Annotated in this window: 23 protein-coding genes and 1 tRNA gene; 18 read left to right on the top strand and 6 right to left on the bottom strand. The window is 62.5% G+C overall.

Going from position 1 to position 23,059, the window contains the following annotated elements:
* Nucleotides 1-58 precede the first annotated feature (58 nt).
* From GRI68_RS03920 to GRI68_RS03930, 3 genes are read left to right on the top strand one after another with little or no spacing between them, the layout of a single operon-like run.
* Nucleotides 59-385, top strand: a complete 327-nt coding sequence (locus GRI68_RS03920; protein ID WP_199799708.1) for a lysozyme inhibitor LprI family protein — start codon at nucleotides 59-61, stop codon at nucleotides 383-385.
* Nucleotides 385-2,427 carry an acetyl-CoA carboxylase biotin carboxylase subunit gene (locus GRI68_RS03925; RefSeq protein ID WP_160616033.1) on the top strand — a complete coding sequence of 681 codons (2,043 nt, stop codon included), beginning with the start codon at nucleotides 385-387 and terminating at the stop codon, nucleotides 2,425-2,427. Before GRI68_RS03920 ends, GRI68_RS03925 begins: the two co-directional genes overlap by 1 nt.
* Nucleotides 2,428-2,429: 2 nt before the next feature.
* Nucleotides 2,430-3,209, top strand: coding sequence for a thioesterase family protein (locus GRI68_RS03930; RefSeq protein ID WP_160616034.1), 780 nt, complete (start codon nucleotides 2,430-2,432; stop codon nucleotides 3,207-3,209).
* 12 nt (nucleotides 3,210-3,221) lie between these two features.
* Here the strand turns inward: GRI68_RS03930 and aroB are convergent, their stop codons facing one another.
* The gene (gene aroB / locus GRI68_RS03935; RefSeq protein WP_160616035.1) at nucleotides 3,222-4,331 is read right to left on the bottom strand and encodes a 3-dehydroquinate synthase; all 1,110 of its coding nucleotides are present in this window, start codon (nucleotides 4,329-4,331) and stop codon (nucleotides 3,222-3,224) included.
* Complete coding sequence (locus GRI68_RS03940; protein WP_160616036.1) at nucleotides 4,319-4,900, bottom strand: shikimate kinase; 582 nt, start codon at nucleotides 4,898-4,900, stop codon at nucleotides 4,319-4,321. The genes aroB and GRI68_RS03940 overlap by 13 nt, the downstream gene beginning before the upstream one ends.
* Before the next feature lie 60 nt (nucleotides 4,901-4,960).
* On the opposite strand from GRI68_RS03940, the gene GRI68_RS03945 reads away from it, so the two are divergent.
* The 5 genes from GRI68_RS03945 (at nucleotide 4,961) to GRI68_RS03965 (ending at nucleotide 10,308) form a co-directional block, all read left to right on the top strand.
* On the top strand, nucleotides 4,961-5,107 hold the full coding sequence (locus GRI68_RS03945) for a hypothetical protein (RefSeq protein ID WP_160616037.1): 147 nt from the start codon (nucleotides 4,961-4,963) through the stop codon (nucleotides 5,105-5,107).
* Nucleotides 5,104-6,831 carry a hypothetical protein gene (locus GRI68_RS03950; RefSeq protein WP_234028706.1) on the top strand — a complete coding sequence of 576 codons (1,728 nt, stop codon included), beginning with the start codon at nucleotides 5,104-5,106 and terminating at the stop codon, nucleotides 6,829-6,831. The genes GRI68_RS03945 and GRI68_RS03950 overlap by 4 nt, the downstream gene beginning before the upstream one ends.
* Nucleotides 6,828-7,730 (top strand): tyrosine recombinase, encoded by a 903-nt coding sequence (locus tag GRI68_RS03955; protein WP_325063757.1) that lies wholly within the window; start codon nucleotides 6,828-6,830, stop codon nucleotides 7,728-7,730. The genes GRI68_RS03950 and GRI68_RS03955 overlap by 4 nt, the downstream gene beginning before the upstream one ends.
* Nucleotides 7,731-7,739: 9 nt before the next feature.
* Nucleotides 7,740-8,684, top strand: a complete 945-nt coding sequence (locus tag GRI68_RS03960; protein WP_160616038.1) for an acetyl-CoA carboxylase carboxyltransferase subunit alpha — start codon at nucleotides 7,740-7,742, stop codon at nucleotides 8,682-8,684.
* A gap of 130 nt (nucleotides 8,685-8,814) precedes the next feature.
* A complete protein-coding gene (locus tag GRI68_RS03965; protein WP_160616039.1) occupies nucleotides 8,815-10,308 on the top strand; it encodes a M48 family metalloprotease in 1,494 nt (497 codons plus the stop codon).
* Between the two features lie 78 nt (nucleotides 10,309-10,386).
* Here GRI68_RS03965 and GRI68_RS03970 read toward each other — a convergent pair whose 3' ends face one another.
* Together GRI68_RS03970 and GRI68_RS03975 are read right to left on the bottom strand one after the other, a co-directional pair.
* Nucleotides 10,387-10,557: a Flp family type IVb pilin gene (locus GRI68_RS03970; protein ID WP_160616040.1), complete on the bottom strand. Its 171-nt coding sequence runs from the start codon at nucleotides 10,555-10,557 to the stop codon at nucleotides 10,387-10,389.
* A gap of 103 nt (nucleotides 10,558-10,660) precedes the next feature.
* The gene (locus GRI68_RS03975) at nucleotides 10,661-10,852 is read right to left on the bottom strand and encodes a Flp family type IVb pilin (protein ID WP_325063758.1); all 192 of its coding nucleotides are present in this window, start codon (nucleotides 10,850-10,852) and stop codon (nucleotides 10,661-10,663) included.
* On the opposite strand from GRI68_RS03975, the gene GRI68_RS03980 reads away from it, so the two are divergent.
* From GRI68_RS03980 to folE, 5 genes are all read left to right on the top strand, one after another.
* Nucleotides 10,836-11,351, top strand: a complete 516-nt coding sequence (locus GRI68_RS03980) for a (deoxy)nucleoside triphosphate pyrophosphohydrolase (protein ID WP_234028707.1) — start codon at nucleotides 10,836-10,838, stop codon at nucleotides 11,349-11,351. The two genes, GRI68_RS03975 and GRI68_RS03980, sit on opposite strands and share 17 nt — an antisense overlap.
* 48 nt (nucleotides 11,352-11,399) lie before the next feature.
* Nucleotides 11,400-11,476 (top strand) — tRNA-Arg (locus tag GRI68_RS03985).
* 147 nt (nucleotides 11,477-11,623) lie between these two features.
* Nucleotides 11,624-12,112 (top strand): hemerythrin domain-containing protein, encoded by a 489-nt coding sequence (locus GRI68_RS03990; RefSeq protein WP_160616041.1) that lies wholly within the window; start codon nucleotides 11,624-11,626, stop codon nucleotides 12,110-12,112.
* The gene (locus GRI68_RS03995) at nucleotides 12,112-13,644 is read left to right on the top strand and encodes a phospholipase D-like domain-containing protein (RefSeq protein ID WP_325063759.1); all 1,533 of its coding nucleotides are present in this window, start codon (nucleotides 12,112-12,114) and stop codon (nucleotides 13,642-13,644) included. The genes GRI68_RS03990 and GRI68_RS03995 overlap by 1 nt, the downstream gene beginning before the upstream one ends.
* Before the next feature lies 1 nt (nucleotide 13,645).
* Complete coding sequence (folE, locus tag GRI68_RS04000) at nucleotides 13,646-14,257, top strand: GTP cyclohydrolase I FolE (RefSeq protein WP_160616042.1); 612 nt, start codon at nucleotides 13,646-13,648, stop codon at nucleotides 14,255-14,257.
* Here the strand turns inward: folE and GRI68_RS04005 are convergent.
* Complete coding sequence (locus tag GRI68_RS04005) at nucleotides 14,235-16,187, bottom strand: GGDEF domain-containing protein (protein ID WP_160616043.1); 1,953 nt, start codon at nucleotides 16,185-16,187, stop codon at nucleotides 14,235-14,237. The genes folE and GRI68_RS04005 overlap by 23 nt on opposite strands.
* A gap of 149 nt (nucleotides 16,188-16,336) precedes the next feature.
* Nucleotides 16,337-16,816 (bottom strand): peroxiredoxin, encoded by a 480-nt coding sequence (locus GRI68_RS04010; RefSeq protein WP_160616044.1) that lies wholly within the window; start codon nucleotides 16,814-16,816, stop codon nucleotides 16,337-16,339.
* A 267-nt stretch (nucleotides 16,817-17,083) separates the two neighbouring features.
* On the opposite strand from GRI68_RS04010, the gene ahcY reads away from it, so the two are divergent.
* From ahcY to GRI68_RS04035, 5 genes are all read left to right on the top strand, one after another.
* Nucleotides 17,084-18,493 (top strand): adenosylhomocysteinase, encoded by a 1,410-nt coding sequence (gene ahcY / locus GRI68_RS04015; RefSeq protein ID WP_160616045.1) that lies wholly within the window; start codon nucleotides 17,084-17,086, stop codon nucleotides 18,491-18,493.
* Between the two features lie 104 nt (nucleotides 18,494-18,597).
* Complete coding sequence (locus tag GRI68_RS04020) at nucleotides 18,598-20,928, top strand: sensor histidine kinase (RefSeq protein WP_160616046.1); 2,331 nt, start codon at nucleotides 18,598-18,600, stop codon at nucleotides 20,926-20,928.
* A gap of 1 nt (nucleotide 20,929) precedes the next feature.
* On the top strand, nucleotides 20,930-21,367 hold the full coding sequence (tsaE, locus tag GRI68_RS04025) for a tRNA (adenosine(37)-N6)-threonylcarbamoyltransferase complex ATPase subunit type 1 TsaE (RefSeq protein WP_160617839.1): 438 nt from the start codon (nucleotides 20,930-20,932) through the stop codon (nucleotides 21,365-21,367).
* A complete protein-coding gene (locus tag GRI68_RS04030) occupies nucleotides 21,364-22,344 on the top strand; it encodes an aminoglycoside phosphotransferase family protein (RefSeq protein WP_160616047.1) in 981 nt (326 codons plus the stop codon). Before tsaE ends, GRI68_RS04030 begins: the two co-directional genes overlap by 4 nt.
* A complete protein-coding gene (locus GRI68_RS04035; RefSeq protein ID WP_160616048.1) occupies nucleotides 22,341-23,057 on the top strand; it encodes a nucleotidyltransferase family protein in 717 nt (238 codons plus the stop codon). Before GRI68_RS04030 ends, GRI68_RS04035 begins: the two co-directional genes overlap by 4 nt.
* Nucleotides 23,058-23,059: the final 2 nt, after the last annotated feature.

Below are 23,059 nucleotides of genomic sequence, written 5' to 3' on the forward strand. Positions count from 1 at the left end.
CGAGAAGAGCGGCGCTAGGATTTCAAGCGAATGCGCGCTGCAGGAATCGCTCCGGCAATTGCCCGACCTCGATTGCGAAGAGCCGATGACGCAGACGGCGATGAACGTCTGCTCCTACCGCACGTATCTGCGCGCCGATATTGCGCTGAACCAGGCATGGTCGCAGGTGGCCGAGCGCTATCGCGCCGACGACGGCCAGACGGATACATGGAACGCGATCCTGAAGGCCCAGCGGTCCTGGCTGGCCTACCGCGATGCCGAATGCGCCCTGCAGCGGGACCGATTTGAAGGCGGGAGCATTGCGCCCCTGATTGCCAATAGCTGCCTTTTCACGTTGACCGAACTGCGCACAGAACAACTCCAGACCCTGTTGGACGAAAATTGATGTTCAAGAAAATCCTGATTGCCAATCGCGGCGAGATCGCCTGCCGTGTGATCCAGACGGCCAAGCGGATGGGGATCGCCACCGTGGCGGTCTATTCCGATGCCGATGCGCGCGCGCCGTTCGTAAAGATGGCGGACGAGGCGGTGCATATCGGCCCGGCGGCGGCGGCGGAAAGCTATCTGGTAGCGGACAAGATCATCGATGCCTGCAAGCAGACGGGGGCAGACGCCGTCCATCCGGGCTATGGGTTCCTCTCCGAACGCGCCAGCTTCGTCGAGGCGCTGGAGAAGGAGAACATCACTTTCATCGGCCCGCCCGCCAGCGCGATCGCGGCGATGGGCGACAAAATCGAATCGAAGAAGCTCGCCGCCGAAGCCGGGGTCAACACCGTGCCCGGATCGGGCGGCGCGATCGCCGATACGGCCGAAGCGCTCGAATGGGCCAATAAGATCGGCTATCCGGTGATGATGAAAGCCAGCGCCGGCGGCGGCGGCAAGGGTATGCGTCTCGCCTGGGACGATCAGGACGTGAAGGACGGGTTCGAGGCTACGCAACGCGAGGGCAAGAACAGCTTCGGCGACGAGCGCGTCTTCATCGAGAAGTTCATCGAAGACCCGCGCCACATCGAGATCCAGATCCTCGGCGATAAGCACGGCAACATCATCTATCTGAACGAGCGCGAATGCTCGATCCAGCGCCGCCACCAGAAGGTGGTCGAGGAAGCGCCGTCGCCGTTCGTGACGCCGACAATGCGCAAAGCCATGGGCGAGCAAAGCGTCGCCCTGGCCGCGGCGGTGGATTACCATTCCGCCGGTACGGTCGAACTGATTGTCAGCGGCGCCGACGAGACCGGCGAGAGCTTCTACTTCCTGGAAATGAATACCCGCCTGCAGGTCGAGCATCCGGTGACCGAAGCGATCACCGGCGTCGATCTGGTCGAGCAGATGATCCGCGTCGCGGCGGGCGAAAAGCTCGAAATGACGCAGGACGACGTGAAGATCGATGGCTGGGCGATCGAGAACCGCGTTTATGCCGAAGATCCCTATCGTGGTTTCCTGCCCTCCACCGGGCGTTTGGTGCGCTACGATCCGCCACTTCCGGGCTGGATCCACGACGACGCCGAAAACGGTCGTCGCGGTGTCGATGGCGTGCGCGTCGACGATGGCGTGTTCGAAGGCGGCGAAGTCTCGATGTTCTACGACCCGATGATCGCCAAGCTGGTGACCTGGGGCGAGACGCGCGACGAAGCCGCGGACCTCCAGATCGCCGCGTTGGATGCCTTCGAGATCGAGGGGCTCGGCCACAATGTCGATTTTCTCAGTGCGATCATGCAGCACCCACGTTTCCGCTCGGGCGAGCTGACCACCGGTTTCATCGCCGAAGAATACCCCGAAGGTTTCGAAGGCGCGCCTGCTGACGTCGAACTGCAGAAGCGGCTCGCCGCGATCGCGGGCTTCATCGCCACCGCGCGCAACGACCGCGCCAAGCGCATCGACCAGCAGTTGAACGGCGCGCCCGATCCGGTGTTCGACTGGACGATCCGCCTCGGCGATACCGATCACGCGGTGACGATCAACGAATCGGAAATCGTGGTCGATGGCGAGGCGGTGGACCTGTCGATGGAATACACGCCGGGCGATCGCATCGTGCATGCGCTGTTCGATGCGGATGAGAACGGTGAAGGCAGCGAGCAAATGTCGGTTCGCCTCAAGTCCAGCGTGACCGGTCTGACGCTGACCACTCGCGGGGCGAGCCACGATCTACGGATCCTGCCCGCGCGCGTCGCGCCGCTGGCGAATCACATGATCGAGAAGGAACCGCCTGATCTTTCCAAGCTGCTGATCTGCCCGATGCCGGGCCTGCTGGTCAGCCTACATGTCGCGGAAGGCGAGGAGGTGCAGCCCGGACAGCCGCTCGCGACGGTCGAGGCGATGAAGATGGAGAACATCCTACGCGCCGAGAAAACCGGCACGATCGCCAAGATCAATGCCGAGGAAGGCGACAGCCTGGCCGTCGACGCCGTAATCCTGGAGCTCGAATAGGAATGGCTGCAGGCGAGTTGTTCGCGGCGATCCGCCAAGAGGGCGACCGGTATCTGGCCGAAGTCCCGAATGAATGGACCCAGGGCCGCACGTCCTTTGGCGGGTATTCCGCCGCGCTGGCCTACGAAGTCGCGCGTCGGTTAGGGGGAGAATTGCCACCCTTGCGTTCGGCACAGATTGCTTTCGTCGGGCCGCTGTTCGGTGACGTGGAACTGGCGGCGCGCGTGCTGCGCAAGGGCCGCAACGCGACCTGGATCGCGGTGGAAATTACCAGCGAGAAGGGCGTCGGCCTCAGCGCGACCTTCGTGTTCATGCAGGCGCTCGATAGCCGATACGATTTCGATCGTGTTGCAGCGCCCGCCGACATGGTTCCGCTGGATAAAGCGCGCGATCTGCCGGATAGCCCGATGCGCCCGCAGTTCACGCGCAATCTCGACATGAAGTTTGCCCGGCCGAAGCCTGGCGAACCGCAAGCCGAGCTCTGCTGGTATGTGCGGCTGAAGGAGCGCGATGGGCTCGATCCGATGACCGAACTGTTGCTGATCGCCGATTCTTTGCCGCCCGGCGTGCTGGGCCTTGGCCCGATCGCGGCACCGATGAGTTCGATGACCTGGCAGATCAATCTGCTGACGGACCAGCCCGCGACGGAAGATGGCTGGTTCATGCTCGAGAGTCGCGCCGAACATGCCAGAGATGGAAGCTCACACCAGACAATGGGTGTGTGGGACGCCAGCGGCCGTCCGCTCGCAGCACAGACCCAGTCCTTCGCCTTGTTCGGCTGATCAGCCTTCGCTTCAGTGCGCTTGAAGCTGCTGATCGAGGAAGCTAGCGACGTCGGCGAGGTCGATATCGTGCTGCATGAATGCTGCACCGATTCCGCGCAGCAAAATCAGCGGTATCGAGTCGCCGACCACTTTCTTGTCGTGCCGCATCAGGTCCGCCAGCGTGGCACCGTCGGCGTCCAAATCGAGCGCGGAGATGGCCGTCGGCAGGCCTGCGCGCCCGATCGCTTCGTCCACATGCTGCGCAGCATTTTCGCTCATCAGCCCAGTCCGCGCAGAGTATTTCACGGCGAGCACCATGCCCAGCGCGACCGCTTCGCCATGGAGCAGCGCGTCGCCGAAACCCGTCGCCGCTTCGAGCGCGTGACCGAAGGTATGGCCGAGATTGAGCAGAGCGCGCGTGCCGGTGCGTTCGGTCTCGTCGGCAGCGACGATCGACGCCTTGGCGCGCACGCAATGCGCAACGGCATCGCGCCGCAGAGCTGCATCGCCGGCCAGCAGCGCCGCACCGTTCGCCGCGCACCAGTCGAAGAAATCGGCATCGCCCAGGAGACCGTATTTGAGAACTTCGGCAAATCCTGCGCGCAATTCGCGATTCGGTAGAGTGGCGAGGCAATCGCTGTCGGCAATCACCAGCGCAGGCTGGTGGAACGCGCCGACCATGTTCTTGCCTGCGGAGGAATTGATCGCGGTCTTTCCACCGACCGAACTATCGACGTGCGCGAGCAGGGTCGTCGGCACCTGGATGAAGCCGCAGCCACGCTTGTGGATCGCGGCGGCAAATCCCGTCAGGTCGCCGACCACGCCGCCGCCGAATGCGACGACATGATCGCCGCGGGTCACGCCTTGTTCGAGCAACCAGTCGCTCAGCGCCTCGAGGCCTTGCCAGCTTTTCGCGCCTTCGCCCGGATCGACGACGTGCCAGGCAATTTCGCGACCGGCATCCGCGACAGCGCGTTCGAGCGCCGCGCCGTGCAGGTCCCGCACATTTGCATCGGTTACCACTGCGACCCGGCCCGAAGTGAGGAACGGTCCCGCCAGTTCTTCGAACTGCGCTAGCAAACCGGTGCCTACTACTACGTCATAGGACGCCGACGGGGCTTCGACCTTTATCCGATCCATCGCTCGATCCACATTTCCAGGCTGCGCGCGATGTCGATGGCGACCCTGTGATGCGCGCCGCGTCCGCTTTTGACCCAGATCGGTGCGACGCCATAGTCCGCGCGTCGTTTTGCGCGCAATTCGGCAAGCTTCGCCTCGGGATCGCCATCGCGGAGCAAGGGGCGCGTATCGCGGCGTGTGGCGCGCTCGGCGAGGGTGGCGTCGTCGCTGTCGAGCCAGACCGCAATCGCGCGCTCGACGATCAGCGCGCGCGTCCCGGCATCGGAGAAGGCCCCGCCACCAGCCGCGATCACCATGCCCCGGCCTTGGCTCTCGCCGATGAGGCGGGCGAAAACGCGCCGCTCCCCATCGCGGAAATGCGGCTCGCCGAACCGTTCGAAGATTTCACCGACGGTTAGATTGGCCGCTGCCTCGATCTCGTGATCGACATCGACGAATTCGACGCCGAGCATGTCGGCAAGTTTGCGCCCGACCGTGCTCTTCCCTGCCCCCATCAGTCCTACCAGCACGATCGGCCGGTCGAGCCGCGCGGCGAGATCGCCAAGTTCGGGGGAAGACGTCAGGGCCATTGAAGCGGCGGCTATAGATCGGCTAGGCGAGGCGCAAGCGCATTGGCATCGAAGGTTCGCATGACCGCAAGATTGGGACGAGGTTTCTGGTGGGTGGTCGGCGGCTGCGTCGTGCTGCTGGTGCTCGTGGTTGCGTGGATCGACGGCGGCGAACGCCAGCTCGAACCGATCGTCGAGGAAATACCGGTGCCGGAGAGTGCGCAATGAAAAAACTGGGCTACCTTGTCGCCGGATCGGCGCTCGCCCTCACGTCGGTCATGGCAATGGCGACTCTTCAGGACGCCGAGCCTTCCCCCACGCCCACCGCTGCGGCGACCGTATCGGTACCGGTCGTGCAGGATACCGGCGAGACTCGCGTACGCCGCACGGCGTCCATCCCGGCCAACATTCCGTCGCTCGACGAGCTCGAGCGGATGTCGGACGACCAATTCGAGGAATTGTTCGACCTCAAGCCCAAGGCCGACATCCCGCCTGCCGCGCGGCGATCGCTGCGCGCGGTCGGTGTGCTGGGCGAGGGCGAAGGGGGCTTGCAGGCCGCCGCGCTCGGCCCTCAGCCGGCAACGCTGGTCGAAGCTTCGCTGCGCGGCAATAGTGGGCGGCTCGTTTCGCGCTGGGGACATATTCTCCTGCGACGCACGCTCGCGTCTCGGCTTGCCGCGCCCTCTGGTATGGATCCGGTCGATTTCGCTGCGCTCCGCACCGCGTTGCTCGTCCGGATGGGCGAAGGGAACGTTGCCCGCGCTCTCGCGCAGCAAGTCGACAACTCCGCCTATGACAGCGGCATGAGCGCGGCCGCCTTCGATGCCTTCGTGGCGACAGGCGACATCGTCGGCGCTTGCCCGATGCTCGAAATCATGCGCCCATACGATGCCGAGGACGCGCGGATTACGATCACGCGCGATATTTGCGGTGCCTATTCGGGCCGCAGCGGCGAATCGCTTCGCCGTCTCGAGCGTGCGCGCCAGCAAGGTGTGCTGCCGCGTGCCGAAATGCTGCTTGCCCAACGCTTTGCCGGTGCCGGCGGCTCGACCCGGCGCGCGGTCAATGTCGAATGGGACGAGAGCCAGCAGCTGAGCCCCTTCGCCTATGGGCTGGCCTTGGCCGCCGGCCTCGATGTGCCCACCGGGCTCCGCGATGGAGCGGGCCGCTACTACGCGATGGTCGATGCCACCGCGCCCGCTCTTCCGATCGACAAGCGCGCTGCCTCCTCATGGTTTGCGGCCTCGAACGGCGTGCTGTCGGCCCAGGCGATGGTCGACCTGTTCAGCCTTGCTTACGGGCAGGGCCAAAGCGAAGGCGCGGTCGCGCGTCAGGCCGAACAATTGCGCCTCGCCTATGTCGCCGCCGAACCTTCGGCGCGGCTCGCGGCGATGCAGGACCTGTGGGCGGCGGGGGGTGAATACCCTTACGGCGCACAGGTGATGACGGCCTATGCCGCCGCGCGCCTGCCGGTCAGCGATGCATTCGAGGATGAGGCCGGCGATCTGATCGGCTCGATGCTCTCCGCCGGGCTCGACCGCAACGCCCTGCGGTGGAAGAACGTGGTCGCACCGGGATCGAAAGGCTGGGCAATGCTCGCTCTGATCGATCCGCAGCAGGGCGCGGTCGGCGGCAGTGCCGTCGGCGATCTCGACGAGACCGCACCGCTATTTGTTGCCGGACTTGTCGGGCTCGGCAAGGCCGAGAACGGGCTGGCGGCAGATCACGACATCGACCTGGCGCGCCAGACGCGCTGGACGAGGGCGATCTCCGCCGCAGCCGATGCCGGCAGCGCGCCACTTGTGGCACTGCTTGCGGGGCTGGGGATGCAGGGCGACGGTTGGAACCGGATGACGCCGCTCTATCTTTATCACATCGTTCGCGCGCTCGATAAGGTCGGACTGTCCGCCGAAGCGCGGATGATCGCGGCCGAGGCGGTCGCGCGCGGGTGAGTGACCCGAGCGAGCATTCCGCGGCCATCGCGGATTTTCTCGAAATGATGGCAGTCGAGCGCGGGGCGGCGACCAATACGCTCGCTGCCTATACCCGCGATCTGGAACAGACCGAAAGCGTGGTGGGAGATCTGCTCGCGGCGGACAAGGATGCCTTGCGCTCTCTGCCCCAAAGTTGGTCCGGCCTCGCGCCGTCGACCGTGGCAAGAAAGGTCTCGGCCTTGCGTCAGTTCTATGGTTTCGCGCTCGACGAGGGATTGCGGGAAGACGACCCGTCCTCGGCGCTGGCCATACCAAAGTCGCGCCGGCCGTTGCCGCGTATTCTGTCGCACGATCAGGTCGAAGCGCTCATACAACAGGCGGAGGAAGAGGCGGAAAGCGATTGTGCTGCCGCCGTCCGAATGCTCGCGCTCCTCGAAATGCTCTACGGATCGGGCCTGCGCGCGACAGAGCTGGTTTCGCTGCCGCTCAACGCTGTCCCGCGCGATGCGCCGTTCGTGACGGTTACGGGGAAGGGCGGCCAGCAGCGGATGGTGCCGGTCTCTTCGCGGGCGAAGGAGGCGCTCGGGCGCTGGGTCGCGCTACGCGCAGGCGGTTCGCGCTTCCTGTTCCCTTCGCGCGGGAAGGACGGGCACTTGACGCGGGTGCGGCTCTACCAGCTACTCCGCGATCTCGCAGGACGGGCCGGGGTGCCGCCGACGCAAGTCAGCCCGCACGTCCTGCGCCATGCTTTCGCCACGCATCTGCTCGAAGGCGGGGCCGATCTGAGGGTGCTCCAGACCCTACTTGGCCATGCCGATATCGCGACCACGCAGATATACACCCATGTCGATGCAGCCCGGCTCGTCGAGCTGGTGAATACACGGCATCCTCTTGCCGCGCGCGGACGAGGGCGGTAGCGGAGCGACATGGCATCCTACCTGGAATTCGAAAAACCGATCGCGGAGATCGATTCGCGCATCGCCGAACTTGAAAGCGCAGCGGGCGACGACGTCGACCTGACGAGCGAGATCGAAAAGCTGCGTGAACGCCGGGCGTCATTGATCGGCAGCACTTTCGCCAAGCTCACGCCGTGGCAGAAAACGCAGGTCGCGCGGCATCCGCAGCGACCGCATTTCCGCGACTATGTCGAGCAGATCTTCACCGATTTCGTGCCGCTGGGCGGTGACCGCTATTACGCCGAGGACGAAGCGATAGTCGGCGGACTCGCCAAGCTCGGCGATCGCCGGGTGGTGCTGATGGGCCATGAGAAGGGGCACGACACCCAGACTCGGCTCAAGCACAATTTCGGCATGGGCAAGCCCGAAGGTTATCGCAAGGCGATCCGCCTGATGGACATGGCGGGCCGGTTCGGCCTGCCAGTGGTAACGCTGGTCGATACGTCGGGCGCATTCCCGGGGATCGAGGCCGAAGAGCGCGGCCAGGCCGAAGCGATCGCGCGTTCGACCGAAGCCTGCCTCGCGCTGCCGGTGCCGATGGTTTCGGCGATCGTAGGCGAGGGCGGTTCGGGCGGCGCGGTGGCGCTGGCGAGTGCGGAGCGCGTGCTGATGTTCGAGCATGCAGTTTATTCGGTGATCAGCCCCGAAGGCTGCGCCTCCATCCTGTGGCGAACCGCGGAAAACGCGCCCGATGCGGCCGAGGCGATGAAGATGACCGCGCAGGACCTGCTCAAGTTGGGTGTGATCGACCGGATCGTGTCCGAGCCTGTAGGCGGTGCGCACCGCGCGCCCGACAAGGCCTGCGCCGCGCTGGGCAAAGCGCTGGAAGACGAACTGCAGACTCTCTCTGAATTCGATTCCGCCAAGTTGCGTGCGATGCGCGAGGAACGTTTCCTGAGCATCGGCGAGGGCTGACGACCTAACTCGGCAGGGCTGGGAACTTACTCAGCTACAACAGATTTCTTCTGACAGAAGGGTTCGCGCGCGACGACGGACCACGCGCCCCCGCACCATTCTGATCGGGCGCCTGACAGGAGATGCCCCGATGGTAAAAACAGTTCTGAAATCGACCACCGCTTTGATCGCTTGCGCTTCGCTTGCAGGCTGCGCTGCAGGCTCCGGCCTGCTCGGCGGCGGGGGCAATTACGACATCAACCAAACCCCCGAACCGATCAGCGCGCAGGACCGTGCCCAGGGTGCCGAATACCACCCCCAGCTGATGGCCGAGTTCGGTGGGGAATATACCGGCCCGGGCGGCGCGTATGTCGAGCGCGTGGGCAAGAACATCGCCGCGCAATCGGGCCTCGCCAATGGTCGCGATGCCTACACGGTCACGCTACTCAATTCCTCGGTGAATAACGCCTTCGCGATCCCCGGGGGCTATATCTACACGACGCGCCAACTGGTGGGACTGATGGACAATGAGGCCGAGCTGGCCGGCGTGCTTGGTCACGAAGTCGGCCACGTGGCGGCACGCCACTCGGAACGCCGCCAGGCAGAAGCTCAGCGCAATTCGCTCTTCGGGACCTTGGGCGCGATTCTCTCGAGCGTTTTCCTCGGCGGCTCGGGCCTCGGCGACACGCTTGCACGCGGTTCGCTCGGCCTCGCCCAGGCCGCGACGCTCAGTTATTCGCGCGGGCAGGAGCTCGAAGCAGACAAGCTCGGCGCGCTCTATCTCAATCGTGCCGGTTATGATGAGCGCGCCATGGCGACGGTGCTCAACAGCCTGGCAGCTCAGAACGCGCTCGACTCCCGCATGATGGGGCGCTCGGAAACCCGTGTGCCCGAATGGGCGTCGACCCACCCCGATCCGGCCTCGCGCGTGCAGGAAGCGCTCGCCGAAGCGCAAAAGTACGATGCCGGCGGCATCACCGCGCGCGATCAGTTCCTGAACAACATCGATGGCATGCTCTACGGCGACGATCCCAAGCAGGGGATCATCGAGAACGGCACGTTCATCCATCCCGAGCTCAAGCTCGCCTTCAAGGCACCGCAGGGGTTTTACCTGGTCAACGGCACCCGCGCGGTGTCGATCGGCGGACAGTCGGGGCAGGGCCAGTTCTCGATGGCGTCGTATAATGGCGATCTCGATCGCTATGTGCGTTCGGTCTTCGCCGGCCTTTCCGAACAACAACAGGTCCAACCCTCCAGCGTCCAGCGCACGACCGTTAATGGCATCCCTGCCGCTTATGGTGTTGCGCGGGTCAACAGCGGCAATGGACAGGTCGATGCGACGGTTTTCGCCTACGAATTTTCCAACGGACAGGCTTTCCACTTCCTGACCGTGACCCAGGCGGGGAATACTGGCGTGTTCAATTCCATGTATCAATCGATGCGCCGGATCAGCAGCTCCGAAGCCGCCAATGTCAAACCGCGCAAGATCGATATCTACACGGTGCGTTCGGGCGATACGGTCCGTTCGATCGCGAGCCGGATGAGCTATTCGAACTATCAGCTCGAACGCTTCCTTGTTCTCAACGATCTCGAAGCGAACTCGACCCTGCGCGCTGGCGACAAGGTTAAAATCATCACCTACTGAGTTGGCGATCCGGAAGCGGACATAAAAAAAGGGCGGCGAGTTTCCTCGCCGCCCTTCTTTGTTCGTTTGGTCCAGACCTTAGTTGGTCGAAGCCATTTCGGTCGACGCCTTGTTGAAGGTCGTCTTGAGCTGGCCGCCGAGGCCCTGCATCGCGGTGATCGCGGCAACCGCGATCAGAGCGGCGATGAGGCCGTATTCGATGGCGGTAGCGCCGGCTTCGTCTTTGATCAGCTTGTTGAAGAATTTCATATCAAGTCTCCTGTTTTACAGTCTCTCTACCCGGCGCACCCAAAATGCCGTGTGTTGAGTGGTTCTGGGTCTAGTCCCAATTCGTTGATAATTCCTAAACCGCCTAGTTGGCGGCCCTGTTGGCATCGGTCATTTCGTCCGAGACCTTATTCCAGGTCTTCGTGTTTTCGTTGGCCATGCCAGCCACGGCACCGGCAATCGCGAGGAAGATCAGCGCGACGATCAGTCCGTATTCGACAGCGGTTGCCCCACTCTCGTCGCGCAACGTCTGCCGAAGTATGTCTTGTCCCATCATCGATCCCCCTGTCCGGTTCGTGACGATGCCGTTATTGCGTGGATTGGCTAATGAAGTGTTGATGCACGGTGATTTCTTGCAAAAAAATCCGACAAACCGAATCGTGGTTGCAGCGGCGTTGATGTCGCCCACTGGGAAGGTCCTGCTCCAGCGCTGCCCTTCGGGGCATCCGCACGCGGGCCTGTGGGAGTTCCCGGGCGGGAAAGTAGAGAAGGACGAGACGCTGGAAACCGCGCTGATCCGCGAGTTGTGGGAAGAACTGGGAATCACGATTGCAGCACGCGATCTGGAACCGCTGGTATTCTCCAGCGATCGGGATCAGCGAACCAGTGAAAGATCGCCCTATGTCATTCTTCTTTACACTTGCCGTTTCTGGGACGGGGAGCCTCGACCGTTGGAAGGACAGGAGATTGCTTGGTTCGATCGCTCGACGATGGATAGCCTCGCCATGCCTCCGCTCGATATCCCGCTTGCGCACAAGTTGAATGAAACACGATAATCGGGTTGCATTGGTTTCGAGCCGGCCCTATGTGGCCACCTCCAAAGCGCGCCAGTAGCTCAGCTGGATAGAGTACCTGACTACGAATCAGGCGGCCGGAGGTTCGAATCCTTCCTGGCGCGCCAAACAAGGGACTGACCCGACGGGGTCGGTCCCTTTTTTGGTTTCGGGAGGCGTGCGGAAGCACTTCGGGAGGTGGAATCGGAAGATATGCGGAACAAGGCACGTGACTTGCGGTTCAATCATCAAACCGAACTGAAAGGATCGCCGCCATGTCTGCCGAAGATATTTTCGCCCGCCTCAAGGAAGATCACGACCGACACCGCGAGTTGCTCGACAGGATCGGGGAGACCAGCGGGGAGACCGACGAGCGCAAGACGCTGTTCGAAGAATTCACGAAGGACGTGAAAGGTCACGCCTCGGCCGAGGAGCAGGCGCTCTATTCGACCATGCTACGCAAGCCGCCCACCACCGACGAAACCCGGCACTCGGTGGCAGAGCATCACGAGATCGAGGAAGCGCTCAACGATCTTGCCGCAACCGATATGAGTTCGTCGGCCTGGCTGCAGAAGTTCAAACAGCTCGACCACGATTACCGCCATCACATCGACGAGGAAGAGGAAGATCACTTTCCCGACTTCAAGAAGTACCTAGACGGCAAGGACGTCGAGCACATGGAGCATGTGTTTGAACGCCGTAAAAAGGCCGAGAAGGCCGACGCCGAAGTAACTCCGGAAAAGAAAGAGGACGCCAAGGAATAGTGGCGATCCTGGGGGAGGGGCAGGCGCACGACGCGCAGGAGGACTTCGACAAGCCGGTCGAGCCCGGGGTCTGGCGCTATGCCAAGGCCTCGCGCGCGTCGGTGATCGTCGATGCCGAGGATTATTTCGCGCTGATGCAGCAAGCGATGCTGAAGGCCGAGAGGCGAATCATGTTAGTGGGGTGGGATTTCGACACCCGCATCCACCTTGCCGAAGGGCGCCGCTGGTATGACCGGATCAAGGACGCGGGTTACCCCGTGCGTCTCGGCAGCTTCCTTCTATGGCTGGCGCGTCATCGCAAGGGGCTGGATATTCTTGTGCTCAAATGGAGCGTCGGGTGGATCCAGTTCGTCGGGCGAATGGGCATGCTGGCCGATCTGGCCCGCATGTGGCCCAAGAAAGCGATCGATTTCAAATTCGATACCAAGCACCCGATCGGTTGCTCGCATCATCAGAAGATCGCGGTGATCGACGACAATTTTGCCGTGTGCGGCGGTATCGATATGACCACAGAGCGGTGGGACACGCGCGCTCACGATGAACACGATCCCGATCGCCGGACGCCGCGCGGCTCGACCTACCAGCCATGGCATGATGCCACGATGATGCTGGAAGGCGATATTGCGGGCTGCCTTGGCGAGCTCGGCCGCAATCGCTGGCACAATGCCGGCGGCAAGGAGCTCGATCCGGTCGATTGCGACGACACGCCCTGGCCGGATGAGCTCGACGCGCAATTCAAGGATATCGAGATCGGAATCGCCCGGACCAGGGCAAAATACGAAGAGCTGACCCAGATCGACGAGATCGAGGAGTTGATGCTCCGCCAGATTGGCGAGGCAAAGAAGTTCATTTATTTCGAGAACCAATACATCACATCGCGCAAGGTCGTCGATGCGATCGTCCAGCGCTTGCAGGAGGACGATCCGCCCGAAATCGTGATCGTCCACCCGGCCAATGCCGAAGGTTGGCTTGAGCAGCAGGCGATGGACCATGCACGCGATCTCCTGGTCGAGCGGTTGCGCGAACTCGACCATAAGAACCGCTTCGCGATCTATGTCCCCTATACGGGGGACACGCCGATCTATGTTCATGCCAAGATCTCGATCTTCGACGACGAGATCCTGCGGATCGGATCTGCCAATCTCAACAATCGCTCGATGGGGCTCGACAGCGAGACCGATCTGTTCATCGACAAGTCCCGTCCCGCCAATGCCCATATTGGCGACCAGATACGCGATCTGCGCGTCTCCTTGCTTGCCGAGCATACCGGGGTGACCGAAGCTGCTGCGCTTGAAGAGCTTGAGAACGCCGAATCGATGCAGGACTTCATTGAGCAGCACGGAGGCCGCAATTCGCGCCAGCTGCGCCGTTACGATCCGCCGGAGAAGGGCGATGTCACCGAAACGCTTGCAGGGTCCGAATTGCTCGATCCCGAGCGTCCCGATGAAATGTTCGAGCCGTTTGCCAATGGCGGACTTTTCCGCAAAGAGACCCCGCTCGACCGCCTCTGGCGACGCGTAAAAGGAAATTGAGATGAGCAGCCTCGTCGGCCCCGACGAAGACGATCCGCGCGGGAAACCGCCGGTACCCGACCATGTGCAGGACGCGATCAGGACGCTGATCGAATGGACCGGCGATGATCCTTCACGCGAAGGGCTGCTCGATACCCCGGCGCGTGTGGCGCGGGCGTGGAAGGAATACTGCCTCGGCTATACCGAGGATCCGGCCGTGCATCTCTCGCGCGTGTTCGAGGAAGTGGGGGGCTACAACGAGATCGTCCTGCTCAAGGACATCCCGTTCCAGTCGCATTGCGAGCACCACATGGCTCCGATCATCGGGAAGGCGGCCATTGCCTATCTCCCGACCAACCGGGTGGTCGGTATTTCGAAGCTCGCGCGAGTACTACACGGTTTTGCCCGGCGCTTGCAGGTGCAGGAGCGACTCACCGCCGAAGTCGCCGATTGCATCTGGGAGCATCTCGAGCCGGAAGGCGTGGCGGTGGTGATCGAGGCTTCGCACAGCTGCATGACTGCGCGCGGCGTACGCACGCCCGGTGTCGGTATGATCACCAGCCGGATGATGGGCACCTTCCTCGACGATCCTCGCAGTCGCGAGGAAGTGCTCAAGCTGATGGGCTACGGCTAGCTTCGCTCGAATGGTCGGGCGATCCGCCCGGCTTTCCGTTACCGGACTGCTCACCGATTGAAGCGAGCGGATCGATCCCAGGACCGCGACTGCAAGTGCGGTGCCGACCCATGGCCTTGGCTTGATACAGGCGACGATCGGCCAGTCTGATGCACTCCCGCATATCGTCGCCGGCTTCCTCGATCTCGGCAATCCCCGCGCTGAAGCGCAAGGTTAAGTCAGGTGCGAGCTCGAACGGTTGAACTTCGGCTTCGCGCCGGATGCGTTCGATGACCTGTTCGGCCTTTTCGGCGCAAAGCGCGGGAAAGATGACGAGGAACTCCTCGCCGCCCCAGCGACCAACGATATCGTCGGGACGGACGCAGCGTTTCACGACCCGCGCAAATTCGCGCAAGATCTGGTCGCCCGCGTCGTGGCCGAAGCGATCGTTGCAGCGTTTGAACCGATCGATATCGAGCAACGCGGTCGTCGCCCGAGGGCGAATCGTCGCAGGGCCACTCAGGATTTCGTCGGCCTCGTGGAGCGTCGCTCTCCGGTTGGCGAGATTGGTCAGCGGATCGAGCATAGCCAGCTTGCGGAATTCGCTACGGTGGCGGAGCAGTGTAAATACGAGCATTCCCAGCAGTACGAGACCGGTCGCCGAACCGATGACAACGGCGAGCGCCAGCCTGCGGCTCTCCTGGCTGGACCGCTGCTCCTGCGCGAGTTCGCTCTTCAGTTGTCGTGTTTGAAATCGTGCCTGGGCGACGCCTGTAGCGCTGGCCTGCGCGATTTTGTGATCGTCGGACGTCAGTTCGGCCGCGCGGACCATGTCTCGATAGGCTTCGTCACTACGGCCCAAGGCTGCAAGTGCCTTGGCCCGGGTTGCGTAAGCCTCGATCTGGTCCTCATATCCCAGCGGTTTGTATTTTCTTTCGAATACCCTTTCGATTGCTTTCAAAGCCTCCGATGCGCGGCCTTCCGCAAGGAGCAGCATGCCTTTCGCAACTCCAGCGCGATAGGCCATCGGCTCGTTTGCTTGATCGAGGACACTGTACGAGGCGATGCAAGCTGGCCGCGCGCGAGCGATCATGCCGCCCTCCAGAGCGGCGAGACACAGGCCTTGCTCGGCATAGGCCACAGCGTAACTGTTTCCGTAGCTTTTCGCTTGTTCAACCGACGCTTCGAAATCCGCGAGCGCGTCTCGAATATTGTCGGCTTCGAGTTCCGTATACCCTCGAACCACGTGCTCGTTCGCGGCGAGGTCGTAAAGCTCGTTAGACACATAGAAGTCGAGAGATTCCGAATGGAGACGAAGTGCGTATTCGAAATCCCGGCCAATCGACACGAGGTAGGCCAAGATCGAGGCTGCTTCGGCATGCGCTCGCGGAAATGTGTCGCCATCGGTGTTGCGATAGGCGCGGCTCGTCAAATCGAAGGCTCGCCGCAGATTGTTGTCGTCGGAATAGGACACGGCGAGATCCAGGCCAAGGCAAGCCCTGGTACCGGCGTTGGCAGGAAGGCTTTCCACGTCGTGCAGGATCGCCTGTCTCGCCTCTACTCGATCCGCCTTGTCTTCTAACCTGTCTGCTTGTGGAATCCGCATGAACAGATTGATCGGATCACTGGCTGGGAATTCGGCGGCGAGCCGCTCGGCCTCGTCGAAGATTTTTGAGTCTAACTGCCCGTCCATCGAATAGGCGATCGTCTGGGCAAGATGGAGATTGGCGAGGCGGCGGCGATCATTTGGGTCCGTTCGCGAGATTGCACGATCTATCGATGCGATAGCGGCAGCCGGGTTGCGGCCGATTTCCAGTTCGGCCTGCTGGACGACAGGATCGTCGACACCGACACAGCGCGCGAATGCGGCGTCCGGAGCAAGCAGGGCCAATGACGCAACGAGCGACGACAGCACCGGCTTCCAGCCGCGAAAACTCCGCTCAATGCGCATGGTGGTCTGTTAGCCGCAAATCATTGATCACCCGTTACTTATACCAATAGACGATTGTCGCCTGGAAGCAAAACGGGCGCGACCATATAGGTCGCGCCCGCCTTGTCTGCTTGCCTTGCGAAGGCACGCGAATCGCGTGCCGATCTGTCTCAGAGCTGGCCGAGCATGTGGTCGGCGCTCGAGACCTTGAAGTCGCCGGGTTCTTCGACATTGAGCTCGGTGACGACACCATCGTCGACGATCATGGAATACCGCTGGCCGCGCTGGCCGAGGCCGAAGGCGCTGCCGTCCATCGTAAGGCCGGTCGCTTGCGCGAATTCGCCATTACCGTCCGACAGCATGGTCACGTCGCTGGCATTGTTGGCTTCCTGCCAGGCGCCCATGACGAACGCGTCGTTGACCGCGGTGCAGGCGATTTCGTCGACACCCTTGGCCATAAGGTCATCTGCCTTTTCGACATAGCCAGGGAGGTGGCGCGCCGAGCAGGTCGGGGTGTAAGCGCCGGGCACAGAGAACAGGGCAATCTTCTTGCCGGCGAAATAGTCGCCGCTCTGGACCGGCTGCGGGCCGTCGCCGGTCGCCTTGACCAGCTGTACGTCGGGCAGTTTGTCGCCAACCGAAATCGTCATGTCGTATTTCCTTCTAGAATAGGGATTGCAGTCGGAGCCGATATAGGAAGCGCGTTCCGCGCGCACAATCGCCGATCTGTCGGGCGTGCGCGGCGTCCGTCATCCGGTTGCCGCGTCTCGATGTCGATATGACATATAAAGATGTCTTTATATTTGCCTCGAGCGAGGTCAGCCGCTAAGTGGGAGACCATCCTGCGCTGCTGGTGGATCGTCCTCCCTCGGTCGGTCCCTAGGCAGGGCTATTTACACAAGTTTCAGGAGAATACCGTGGCTGCTGCCAAGGACTACGTCATCAAGGATATTTCGCTGGCCGAATACGGCCACCAGGAAATCCGCATCGCCGAAACAGAAATGCCCGGCCTCATGGCCATCCGCGAGGAATACGGGAACGAGAAACTGCTCAAGGGCGCGCGCATCACCGGCTCGCTCCACATGACGATCCAGACGGCGGTGTTGATCGAGACGCTGGTCGAGCTGGGCGCCGAAGTACGCTGGGCGACCTGCAACATCTATTCGACCCAGGACCACGCCGCTGCCGCGATCGCCGATCAGGACATTCCGGTGTTCGCCATCAAGGGTGAGAGCCTGGCCGAATACTGGGATTATGTCGGCAAGATCTTCGACTGGTCGACCGACGACGATGCTGACCAGACCGCAAATATCATCCTCGATGATGGCGGCGACGCTACGATGTTCGCGCTTTGGGGCGCACGGGTCGAAGCGGGCGAGGAACTGCCCGCACCCGGTAATGCCGAGGAAATCGAATTCCAGCGTGCGCTGAAGGAATTCCTCAAGAAGAAGCCCGGCTACCTCACCGCCAGCGTCAAGAACATCAAGGGCGTGTCAGAAGAGACCACCACCGGTGTCCACCGCCTCTATTCGCTTGCCAAACAGGACAAGCTGCCATTCCCGGCGATCAACGTGAATGACAGCGTGACCAAGTCGAAGTTCGACAACCTCTACGGTTGCCGCGAATCGCTCGTCGACGCGATCCGCCGCGCTACCGACGTCATGCTTTCGGGTAAAGTTGCCTTGGTCGCGGGCTTCGGCGATGTCGGCAAGGGCTCGGCCCAGTCGCTTCGCAATGGCGGCGCGCGTGTGCTGGTGACCGAGGTGGATCCGATTTGCGCGCTGCAGGCGGCGATGGACGGGTTCGAGGTCGTTACGATGGAAGAAGGCGTCAAGCGCGCCGACATCTTCGTGACCACCACGGGCAATGAAGACGTCATCACCGCAGAGCACATGAAGGCGATGAAACCGATGAGCATCGTCTGCAACATCGGCCACTTCGACAGCGAGATCCAGATCGGCGCGCTCGACAATTACGAGTGGACCGAATTGAAGCCCGGCACTGACCTTGTGAAGTTCCCCGACGGCAAGGAAATCATCGTATTGGCCAAGGGCCGCCTCGTGAACCTCGCCTGCGCCACCGGCCACCCGAGCTTTGTGATGAGCTGTTCCTTCACCAATCAGGTGCTGGCTCAGATCGAGCTCTACAAGAACACCGATCAGTACAAGAACGACGTCTACGTTCTGCCGAAGCACCTCGACGAGAAGGTCGCCGCGCTGCACCTCGACAAGCTGGGTGTCCAGCTGACCAAGCTGACCCAGAAGCAGGCCGATTACATCGGTGTGCCGGTCGACGGTCCGTTCAAGCCCGAACATTATCGTTACTGATCGATCGCAAATCGAACACGGCGGGGCGTTTCGGCAACGGAACGCCCCGTTTTTGTTGGTTAGCGCCGTTGCGTCGCAGCCTTAGCCGTCATAGCTGAAAGCCAATGGATATTTCGGCCACGACCTGGGTGCTGATCGGCGTCGTGCTCGGCGGGTGGACGCTCGCCGCGCTGGCTGCCATCTATCTTGCCAGCAGGGCGACGGCGCAGGTCCGCGATGCCCGCACGGGATTGAAGCGGCTCCAGCGCATGCTCGACGAATCGCCGGCGCTGCCGCTGCTTGTACGTGCCGATGGAAGGATCGAGGCCTCGCCCCGACTTGCCGGATGGCTTGGGCTCGAGGAATTGCCGACTTATCTAGCCGAACTGGGCGAGACAGATCGGGGCCTTGCACCCCCACAAGCAGAGCAGTTGCAGGAAGCGGTGCGGCGCACGCAGAAGACGGCGGCCCCGTTCGATATGATCATCACCCCGCAAGGGTCGTTACGATCTCTGTCGTTGCGTGGGCAATTGGCCGATCCGCAAGTCTCGCCAGGCGGCGCCGCGCTGGTCTGGGTCTTCGATTTTTCCGACAGCGAAAGCGAATTGGCCCGGCTGCGTGATGAAGCCCAGCGTGCGCGGGGGGATTTTGCCGCGCTGGTCGGACTGCTCGAAGCGGCGCCGATGCCGATGTGGTTCCGCACGAACGAGGGCGACATCCGGCTCGTCAACAGCGCCTATGTCGTGGCTGTCGGTGCGAAGGATGCCGACGAAGTCGTGGCCGAACAGATCGAACTGGTGGAGCCGGTAAACGGACTGGCCGCGTCTCATGTCGCGCGCGAAGCGAGCGAACAGCGCCTTCCGATCGAGCGAATGGTGAATGCCACGATCAATGGTCAGAGGCGGGCTTTGCGCGTCTCGGACCTGCCGCTCGGCGAGGAAGGCATCGCCGGTTATGCGATCGATGTCGAGGACATGGAAGAGCTGTCGCGCAGCTTCAAGGCGTTCCGTGTTGCTCAGCGCAACATGCTCGACAAATTGTCCGCCGGGGTGGCGCAATTCGATGCCAACCATCACCTGATTTTCGCCAATCGCCCGTTCCAGCGCAGTTTCGGCCTGACCTTCGAACAGATGCGAGAGCAGCCGAGTTTCAGCCGCTGGCTCGAAAATGCGCGCGATCGGGATCGCATACCGCAAGTTCGCGATTACCCCGCCTGGCGCAAGGAACGCGAGGAGTGGTTTACCTCGAACGAGACCAATGAGGAAAGCTGGACGCTGGCCGACGGCACGCATCTTCGCATATTCGCTCAGCCCAATCCCGACGGGGGGCTGCTGCTGCTGGCCGAGGACCAGACCGAACAATTGCAGCTCTCGGCCTCCCAGGACACGTTGCTGCGAACTCGCACAGCTACTTTCGACAGCCTGTTCGAATCGATCGCGGTGTTCCGGCCCGATGGACGTCTGCAATTGTGGAACCGCCGCTTTGCCGCCGATTGGGGGCTCGACGAGGAATTCCTCGATACCCATCCGCGGATCGATGAGCTTCTCGGACTGATCCAGAAGAAGCTGCAGCGCGGGGACAAGGCCGGTCAGATCGGCGACGTGGTCCGGGCAGCGACGCTCGATCGCGCGCAGGGGGTGGGCCGGGCGAACCTATCCGATGGACGCATCCTGGAATTCGCGGGCGTGCCGCTGCCCGATGGCAACGGTCTGCTCACCGTGCTCGACATCACCGACACGCAAAAGGCCGAAGAGGCACTGCGCGCGCGCAATGCGGCCTTGGTCGAGGCCGACGCGATGAAGACGCGCTTCCTCGCCAATATGAGCTACGAATTCCGCACCCCACTTACCTCGATGCGTGGGTTTGCGGAATTGCTCGAAACCGGCATCGGGGGCGAACTAACCGATGACGGCATGGCCTATCTCAAGGCGATTCTCGATTCGGTCGAGCAGGTGGAAAGCGTGCTCGATCTGTCGCAAAGCGAGGCGGGTATGCTGCCGCTGGTGAAGGAAGAGATTACGCTTGCTCCCTTCCTCGAAAACCTGATCGAGACCAGGCGCGAACGGATCGAGGGCCAAGACATCCAGCTCGAGCTCAAGGTCGCCGGAAGCGGCGCCCGGATCATGGGCGACGACGCGCGCTTTTCGCGAGCCGTTGGGCATATCCTCGACAATGCGATCAACGCGCTTCCTGAGGGTGGGCGGATCCTCGTTAAACTCCTCGATCGAAAGGACGGCACGCGGATCGTGATCTCGGACGATGGCGAGGGAATGGACGCGATCACGCTCGCCCGTGCGCTCGACGGGTTAATGGTCAGCGCCGATGGAAAAACCGTCGAACGCAGGGTCAATTATGGTCTCCCGTTGGCGAAACGGATCGTCGAAGCCCATGGTGGCAACCTCGAAATCATGTCCGAGAAGGGGCAGGGCACTGCCGTGATCTTCGACCTTGGCTGAGCTGCGGCGCGATCTGCCCGATCTGGCTGCGGTCGATGCGTTCGGTGCCGATATCGCTGCCCGCCTGCGCGGGGGAGATGTGATCGCACTGACCGGAGATCTGGGGGCAGGCAAGACGACGCTATCGCGCGCGATCCTGCGTGCTGCCGGGCACGAGGGTGATGTGCCGTCGCCGACTTTCACGATCATCGAGACTTACGAGGCGCTCGAGCCACCCGTGGTGCACGCCGATTTCTATCGGCTCGAACATCCGGATGAATTGTACGAAATCGGGCTCGATGATTATCGCGACGGGGCCGTCCTCCTAGCCGAGTGGCCCGATCGCGCCGGTGGTTTCGACGAGGAACCGGCCTGTCTTTCGATCCGTCTCGAAAAGCGGGATGACATGCGCTTCGCCATTGTCGAAGGCGGAACGGAGTGGCAGGGACGCTTGCCATGAGCGAACTGCCTGAAGGCGCCGACACTTTCCTTGCCGCAGCCGGATGGGGCGCGGCCGAATCCACCGCGCTGACAGGCGATGCCTCGTTCCGCCGCTACTGGCGGTTGAAGCGCGGTGAAGACAGCGCGCTGCTGATGCACGCACCGCCCCCACAAGAGGACATCCGCCCCTTCGTCAAAGTCGATCGCTGGCTGTGCGAACACGGATTGCGTGCGCCGGAAATCCATGCCGAAAACGAAGAGCACGGCTTCGTCCTGCTCGAAGATTTCGGCGCGGCAAGGATGCGCGACTATCTCGACGAATGGCCGCAGGACGAGACCGAGACCTATCGCGGTGCGATCGATGCGCTGGTCGATCTGCACACCAAGCCGGCCGGACCTTTCCCTGAATACGGATGGTCCGAATACGCCCGCGAAGTCGGACTGCTCACCGAGTGGTATGCTCCCGCTCAGGGGCTCGAGGTCGACGAGGGCGGATATATCGACGCCTGGCAGGACGCCATGCTCCCGGTGCTGCGCAACCAGCGGCAAGGCGTCACCGTGCTGCGCGATTACCATGCCGAGAACATCATGCTGCTGGGTGCGCTGGGGCGGCAGGGCTTGCTCGATTTCCAGGACGCCCTGGTTGGTCACAAGGCCTACGATCTGGTCTCGCTGTTGCAAGATGCGCGGCGCGACGTTTCGCCCGAGCTCGAGCGCGCGATGCTCGATCACTATCTGTCCAAAACCGATCCGGGCGAAGACTTCGAAGCCGACTATGCGCGGTTGGGCGCCCAGCGGAACGCAAAGATCGTCGGCATCTTCACGCGGCTGTGGAAGCGCGATGGGAAGCCGCGCTATCTCGACCTGATCCCGCGCGTCTGGAACCTGATGGAACGCGATCTGGCCCATCCGGCGCTCGAGCCGGTCGCCAAATGGTTCGACACCAATGTCCCGCGCGAATTGCGCGACAATCTGGGCGGGGAATTCCAGCGATGATCGAGTTGGTGAGCGATACGGCCATGGTGATGGCGGCGGGTCTAGGCAAGCGGATGCGTCCGCTTACTGCGACCCAGCCCAAGCCCCTGGTCAAGGTGGCGGGACGTCACCTGATCGACCACACGCTCGATGCGCTCGCCGATGCGGGCGTGGCGAAGGCGGTGGTCAATGTCCACTACCTGGCCGATGCGCTCGAAGCGCATGTAAAGCCGCGCAAGAATCCCGCCGTCGTGATTTCGGACGAGCGCGACCTGCTGCTGGAGACGGGCGGGGGGATGGTCCGCGCGCAGGGCAGGCTGCCAGACCCATTCTTCTGTCTCAATTCGGACAATGTCTGGCTCGACGGTCCGCGCGACGTGTTCCACGAGTTGAGCCTGGGATGGGACGCGGACAGGATGGACGCGTTGCTGCTCGTCGTTCGCCACCACAATGCGGGAAATTATCGCGGGCAGGGCGATTTCTATCTCGATCCGGTTGGCCGTATCACGCGCCGCGAGCCGGGGCGGATCGCGCCCTATATCTACACGGGTATCCAGCTCGTTTCGCACCGCCTGCTGCGCGATGCGCCCGAAGGCAAGTTCTCGACCAATGTGCTGTGGGAGCGCGCGATCGAGGAAGAACGGCTCTATGGCCTGGTGCATACCGGCGAGTGGTTCGAGGTCGGCACCCCGCAGGCGATCGCGCCAACCGAAGCCGCTTTGGCCGAGCGCTGAGG

Origin of the sequence: Alteriqipengyuania halimionae, assembly GCF_009827575.1 — a bacterium.
In the GTDB taxonomy this organism is placed as follows: Bacteria; Pseudomonadota; Alphaproteobacteria; order Sphingomonadales; family Sphingomonadaceae; genus Alteriqipengyuania_A; species Alteriqipengyuania_A halimionae.

Coding starts and splice junctions, on each gene's coding strand:
- GRI68_RS03970 (WP_160616040.1), bottom strand. CDS start 10,557: ATGAAATTCTTCAACAAGCTGATCAAAGACGAAGCCGGCGCTACCGCC.
- GRI68_RS03980 (WP_234028707.1), top strand. CDS start 10,836: ATGTCTTGTCCCATCATCGATCCCCCTGTCCGGTTCGTGACGATGCCG.
- GRI68_RS03965 (WP_160616039.1), top strand. CDS start 8,815: ATGGTAAAAACAGTTCTGAAATCGACCACCGCTTTGATCGCTTGCGCT.
- GRI68_RS03960 (WP_160616038.1), top strand. CDS start 7,740: ATGGCATCCTACCTGGAATTCGAAAAACCGATCGCGGAGATCGATTCG.
- GRI68_RS03925 (WP_160616033.1), top strand. CDS start 385: ATGTTCAAGAAAATCCTGATTGCCAATCGCGGCGAGATCGCCTGCCGT.
- GRI68_RS04030 (WP_160616047.1), top strand. CDS start 21,364: ATGAGCGAACTGCCTGAAGGCGCCGACACTTTCCTTGCCGCAGCCGGA.
- GRI68_RS03945 (WP_160616037.1), top strand. CDS start 4,961: ATGACCGCAAGATTGGGACGAGGTTTCTGGTGGGTGGTCGGCGGCTGC.
- GRI68_RS04010 (WP_160616044.1), bottom strand. CDS start 16,816: ATGACGATTTCGGTTGGCGACAAACTGCCCGACGTACAGCTGGTCAAG.
- GRI68_RS03975 (WP_325063758.1), bottom strand. CDS start 10,852: ATGATGGGACAAGACATACTTCGGCAGACGTTGCGCGACGAGAGTGGG.
- GRI68_RS03930 (WP_160616034.1), top strand. CDS start 2,430: ATGGCTGCAGGCGAGTTGTTCGCGGCGATCCGCCAAGAGGGCGACCGG.
- aroB (WP_160616035.1), bottom strand. CDS start 4,331: ATGGATCGGATAAAGGTCGAAGCCCCGTCGGCGTCCTATGACGTAGTA.
- GRI68_RS04020 (WP_160616046.1), top strand. CDS start 18,598: ATGGATATTTCGGCCACGACCTGGGTGCTGATCGGCGTCGTGCTCGGC.
- GRI68_RS04035 (WP_160616048.1), top strand. CDS start 22,341: ATGATCGAGTTGGTGAGCGATACGGCCATGGTGATGGCGGCGGGTCTA.
- GRI68_RS04005 (WP_160616043.1), bottom strand. CDS start 16,187: ATGCGCATTGAGCGGAGTTTTCGCGGCTGGAAGCCGGTGCTGTCGTCG.
- GRI68_RS03950 (WP_234028706.1), top strand. CDS start 5,104: ATGAAAAAACTGGGCTACCTTGTCGCCGGATCGGCGCTCGCCCTCACG.
- GRI68_RS03990 (WP_160616041.1), top strand. CDS start 11,624: ATGTCTGCCGAAGATATTTTCGCCCGCCTCAAGGAAGATCACGACCGA.
- folE (WP_160616042.1), top strand. CDS start 13,646: ATGAGCAGCCTCGTCGGCCCCGACGAAGACGATCCGCGCGGGAAACCG.
- GRI68_RS03940 (WP_160616036.1), bottom strand. CDS start 4,900: ATGGCCCTGACGTCTTCCCCCGAACTTGGCGATCTCGCCGCGCGGCTC.